Annotated in this window: 6 protein-coding genes; all 6 read left to right on the top strand. The window is 57.1% G+C overall.

The window, feature by feature from the left end:
- On the top strand, positions 1–219 hold a 219-nt coding region (locus ACWVCN_RS11860; RefSeq protein ID WP_455245970.1), incomplete at its 5' end, for a cold-shock protein.
- Between the two features lie 12 nt (positions 220–231).
- Positions 232–2,655: a Lon protease family protein gene (locus ACWVCN_RS11865; RefSeq protein WP_455245971.1), complete on the top strand. Its 2,424-nt coding sequence runs from the start codon at positions 232–234 to the stop codon at positions 2,653–2,655.
- 16 nt (positions 2,656–2,671) lie between these two features.
- Complete coding sequence (locus tag ACWVCN_RS11870) at positions 2,672–2,830, top strand: FmdB family zinc ribbon protein (RefSeq protein WP_455245978.1); 159 nt, start codon at positions 2,672–2,674, stop codon at positions 2,828–2,830.
- A 9-nt stretch (positions 2,831–2,839) separates the two neighbouring features.
- Entirely contained in the window at positions 2,840–3,202 is a 363-nt protein-coding gene (locus ACWVCN_RS11875) for a c-type cytochrome (RefSeq protein WP_455245973.1), read from the top strand.
- A gap of 34 nt (positions 3,203–3,236) precedes the next feature.
- Entirely contained in the window at positions 3,237–3,821 is a 585-nt protein-coding gene (locus ACWVCN_RS11880) for an isochorismatase family protein (RefSeq protein WP_455245974.1), read from the top strand.
- Positions 3,818–5,164, top strand: a complete 1,347-nt coding sequence (locus ACWVCN_RS11885; protein WP_455245976.1) for a nicotinate phosphoribosyltransferase — start codon at positions 3,818–3,820, stop codon at positions 5,162–5,164. The genes ACWVCN_RS11880 and ACWVCN_RS11885 overlap by 4 nt, the downstream gene beginning before the upstream one ends.
- Positions 5,165–5,227 lie beyond the last annotated feature (63 nt).

The raw sequence follows: 5,227 nt of genomic DNA on the forward strand, positions 1-5,227 counted from the left end.
GCCGTTCCCCCACTTCGCGGGGTCGTCTGCAAATTATTCCCCAAGCAGGAGTACGGATTCATTCTGAAGGAGGGCGGAGGGGAAGTCTATTTTCACAAGCATGCGCTCAAGGGTTTGTCGTTCGAAGAATTGGAAGACGGGACCGAAGTCTCTTTCGACTTGGAAGAGGGGGAAAAGGGTCCGCAGGCTATAGCGGTGCATCCTGTCCCTGTGATGTAAGGTAGGCCAACTATGGATGCCGAGAAATACAAGATACCGGTTTCGATGCTTTCACCGACCGTCGATCCGGAACGATTCGGATTCGAGGATACGAGCGAACTGGAGCCTCTGGCGGAGACGATCGGGCAGAATCGCGCGGTCGAAGCCTTGGAATTCGGTCTTCAGATGAAGAGCCCCGGATTCAACATCTACGTCTCCGGGCCGGTGGGAACGGGCAAGGGCACGTTGGTGCGCAACATGGTCAAGCGCCTGGCCAAGACCGCGACCGCGCCGATGGACTGGTGCTACGTGAATAATTTCCAGGACCATTCACGCCCTACCTGCCTGTCGTTTCCCGCCGGACAAGGCTGCTCGTTCAAACGCGAAATGGCCGCCTTCATCGAAGGGCTTCGCCGCGACATTCCTGCCGCGTTCGAAAGCAAGAAATACCTCGATGCCAAAGCCAAGCTGCGGGAAGAAACGGAATCAAAGAAGAAAGCCTTGTTCCACGACCTTCGCGAGCTCAGCGATAAACGCGGGTTCGGCTTCGAGGAAACCCCCGTTGGTTTTGGGATCGTGCCCCTGAAAGCCGGACGGCCCATGACTGATGCCGAGATGGAGGCATTGACGGAAGAGGAACTAAAGGATTTGAACGAGCGGCGGAAGTTGTTGGAAGGCGAAATCCGAGAGTTTCACGTGCACATTCACGGATTGGAAAAAGAAGCGGAACACCAGCTACGCCATTTGGATCGCCAGGTGATCACCAACGTCATGGAAGGCCGTTATATCACCTTGCGCCGGACATATCGGGATCTCCCCAACGTGATGGCCTATCTTGAACGGGTCCAACAGGACATCGTGCACCATTATCGGGATTTCCTCCCTCGGGAAGGCCCGACGTTGGCGATTCCTGGCTTGGAACTTAAACGTCCCGACTTGACCCGTTATCAGGTCAACTTGATCGTCGAACATGAACCGACCGAAGGCGCGCCGGTTGTCGACGAATCGCACCCCACCTACACAAACCTGATCGGCAAAATCGAGCGGCGGGCGCATATGGGCGTCATGTATACGGACTTTACGGAAATCCGTGCAGGAGCGGTCCTCCAAGCCAACGGGGGGTTTCTACTGGTGAACGCCGTCGACGTCCTTCGTCAACCCTTTTCATGGGATGCGCTCAAACGTGTCATCAAGACCGGTGTCGTGACCATCGAAGACCCGAGCGAGTTTTACGGCTTCTCGACGGCGAGCCTTCGCCCGGAGCCAATCCCTGTTTCGGTCAAGGTCGTTCTCGTCGGTCCACCGCTGTTGTTGCGCCTGTTGCAGACCTACGAAGAGGATTTCTCGAAGATGTTCAAAGTCAAGGCCGACTTCGACGTCGATATCGATCGCGACGAGCGGCTTGAGAAACAATACGCACAGTTCGTCGCCAAGCTGTGTCGCGACGAAGGCTTGCCTCATTTTTGCGCCGATGCGGTGGGCGAGATCATCCGGCAGGGACATCGACTCGCCGACCGCCACGATCGCTTGTCGCTTCGTTTCAGCATGGTCAGTGATGTCATCCGTGAGGCCGGCTACTGGGCGAGGAAGGACGGGCATGCGTTCGTCACGCGACAGGACGTCGAGTCAGCGATCGCGCACAAGCGATACCGTTCCAATCTACCGGAAGAATGGCTCCAGAATGAAATCCGCGAAGGTACGTTGATGGTGACGTTCGACAACGAAGTCATCGGCCAGGTCAACGGCCTCTCTGTCCACCAACTTGGCGATTACACGTTCGGCCGCCCTGCGAGAATTACGGCACGGACCTTCGTCGGAACCAAAGGCGTGATCGACATTCAACGCGAGGCGGAACTTGCCGGAAAAATCCACAGCAAAGGCGTGATGACACTCGGCGGATTCCTTGCGGGAAAATTCGCCGGATTCCATCCTTTCGCCCTGAGCTCAACCTTGACTTTCGAACAGACCTATTCCGAAGTGGAGGGAGACAGCGCCACCGTCGCCGAGCTCATTGCGATTCTTTCGAGTCTGGCGGATACTCCGGTCCGCCAGTGGCTTGCAGTCACCGGCTCTTCCAACCAGCTGGGCGAAGTCCAGCCGATCGGCGGCGTGAACGAAAAAATCGAGGGGTTTTTTGAATCCTGCAAGAAGCGGGGGCTGACAGGAAAAGAAGGTGTCATCATCCCGGCCCGCAACAGTAAACATTTGGCTCTCCGCCGCGACGTGGTCGAAGCTGTCGAAGCGGGACAGTTCTCGGTCTATGCCGTCGGCACAGTCGAAGAAGCGGTCGAACTGCTCACGGGCATACCTGCAGGAGAACGCGGGCTTGACGGAACCTATCCGCCCGAAACGGTCTACGGTCGTGTGGCCCAGCGGCTGCAGGATATGGCTCAGGCTGTAGCCGACTGGGGCGAAGCAGAAATTAAGCCGGGCGGCCATATTATTACGGAAGGCTGAGAAAACCACCATGCCGATGTACGACTACAAATGCTTGGAGTGCGGGAAGGAATCGCTGATCGTGTTGACCCTAAAAGAACACGAGACAGGTAAAGCCGTGTGTCCTTCCTGTAAGAGCACGAAGATGAAGCAGATGTACACATCCTTCATCGCGCACACGAGCAAGAAAAGTTGAAGGTGCTTCATGAGGTACAAGCTTACATTGTTAGGAGTTCTGCTCGCCGGAACGATAAGCACGCCACTTCCTCTACTCGCGCAGGACTATCCAGCCGATATCGCCAGAGGAAAAGCCGTGTATGAACGCCACTGCCTCGCCTGCCATGGCGCCGGAGGCTGGGGAGACGGTCCGAAGGCCGCCTCCCTCAAAGTGAAGCCGGCCAACTTTCACCGATTCAGTTCTTTCCTTAAATCGGACGAAGAACTGCTTCGGACCATCGAGCACGGCATCGTATTCAGCCCCATGCATGCCTGGCGCGGCGAACTCACGGACGGCGAGATGGAGGACGTGGTGGCTTATATTCGTCTCTTGTCACAAGAGGGGAGATAATAGAATTGCGCAAACCAGAGGGGAGCATCTCTTCGTGACGGAGTCTCTCACTGCCGCCGACGCCCTGCTGATCGCCGATGTGCAGAACGATTTTCTTCCGGGCGGAGCTTTGGGCATCGCCGACAGCGGAGAGATCGTTCCCATTCTCCGGATGTACATCAACCGGTTTCAGGCGAGATGCCTGCCGATTTTTTTGACACGCGATTGGCACCCCGCCAACCACTGCTCCTTCAAGAAACAGGGAGGCCCCTGGCCTGTTCACTGCGTCGCGGGGTCGCAGGGTTCGCTTCCACCTCGAGATTTTGAAATACCTCTCTCCGCCGTCATCATTTACAAAGCGATCGATGCGGACCAGGAGGCCTATTCGGCCTTTCAGAATACGCCGCTGCAGCGTCATTTGCGGGCGCTGGGAACCCGCCGGCTCTTCGTCGGAGGATTGGCAACCGACTACTGTGTGTTGAATACGGTGAAAGACGCCAGAGCATTGGGATACGACGTTTTCCTTCTGATGGACGGAATCAAAGCCGTGAACGTTCACCCCGACGACGGCCAGAAGGCCGAGGAGGAAATGATTCGACTCGGAGCCGTGCCAGTGCGGCTGGAGGCCCTGGCGGCATGAATCCTTCGAACAGCGCCCTCCTGACCGACCTGTATCAATTGACGATGGCACAGGCTTATTTGGAACAACGGATGGAAGAGCCGGCCGTCTTCGAATTCTTCGTGAGGAGACTGCCGCCCCATCGGAATTTCCTCCTGGCCGTCGGATTAGAGCAGGTCGTCAACTTTCTTTCCGAGCTTCATGTCACCACTCAGGAACTGAGTTGGCTCGAACGAGCAGGTCGCTTCTCCCCACAACTGCTCCGGTACCTTGAAGGGCTCCGATTCACCGGCGAAGTCGAAGCCATGCCGGAAGGCACGATCTTCTTTCCGAATGAACCGATACTCCGTGTCGTGGCCCCCCTACCGATGGCTCAACTCGTGGAAACCCGCATCATGAATCTGCTGAACTTTCAAACGATGATCGCGTCGAAAGCAGCCCGGTCCGTGCTCGTCGCCAATGAGAAACCACTGATCGATTTCGGTCTGCGCCGCGCGCATGGCGCGGAAGCCGGACTCCTTGCCGCGCGCGCCAGCTATCTCGCCGGATTTACGGGCACCGCTACCGTCCTGGCCGGAATGGAATACGGCATTCCCATTTATGGCACCATGGCACATTCCTTCGTCCAGGCGCATAAAGAGGAAAGCGCATCGTTTGAACACTTCGCGCAAACCCAGCCTGACAACGTCGTGTTGCTCATCGACACGTACGACACCGAAGCGGGCGCAAAAAAAGTCGTGTCGTTGGCTCCTCTGTTGCAGGCAAAAGGTATCCCCGTCAAAGGAGTTCGATTGGATAGCGGTGACCTGGCCGATCATGCCAGAAAGGTCCGGAACATCCTCGATGAGGGCGGCCTACGCAACGCCCAGATTCTCGCGAGCGGCAATCTGGACGAGTACAGGTTGCAAGCCCTGGTCAGAAGCGGCGCGCCGATCGACAGTTTTGCCGTCGGCACCGCAATGACGACCTCATCGGACGCCCCGTCGCTTGACTGCGCCTATAAACTCCAGGAATACGCGGGACGCCCCTGCCGGAAACGATCGGAAGGGAAGGCCACCTGGCCGGGCCGCAAACAGGTGTACCGCCACTATACAGACAGCAGACGCTTCGACCGCGACGTCGTGACCACACTGGATGACCAGCAGCAGGGCGAACCCTTGCTGCAACCGGTGATGAGGGGAGGCCAGCGCCTCGATCTTTCCCCATCCACAGAGACCCTTCGCGGGCACATTGCCAAGCAGTTGTCCTTACTGCCGGAACCGATCCGACAATTGGAGGAAAGCACGCCTTATCCTGTACACATTTCCTCTGCACTTCGCAATCTCGCAGATTCCATCGACCACCACCAAGGAGATATGAGATGACACAACAACGCAGCCTCATCATCATTACCAGGCAGCTCCTGTTAGCCGCTGCGCTGTTGGCAC

The sequence above is a fragment of the Petrachloros mirabilis genome (genome assembly GCF_975968855.1).

Excerpts from the sequence above, each read along its gene's own strand:
- ACWVCN_RS11865 (WP_455245971.1), top strand. The coding sequence starts at position 232 with ATGGATGCCGAGAAATACAAGATACCGGTTTCGATGCTTTCACCGACC.
- ACWVCN_RS11870 (WP_455245978.1), top strand. The coding sequence starts at position 2,672 with ATGTACGACTACAAATGCTTGGAGTGCGGGAAGGAATCGCTGATCGTG.
- ACWVCN_RS11875 (WP_455245973.1), top strand. The coding sequence starts at position 2,840 with ATGAGGTACAAGCTTACATTGTTAGGAGTTCTGCTCGCCGGAACGATA.
- ACWVCN_RS11885 (WP_455245976.1), top strand. The coding sequence starts at position 3,818 with ATGAATCCTTCGAACAGCGCCCTCCTGACCGACCTGTATCAATTGACG.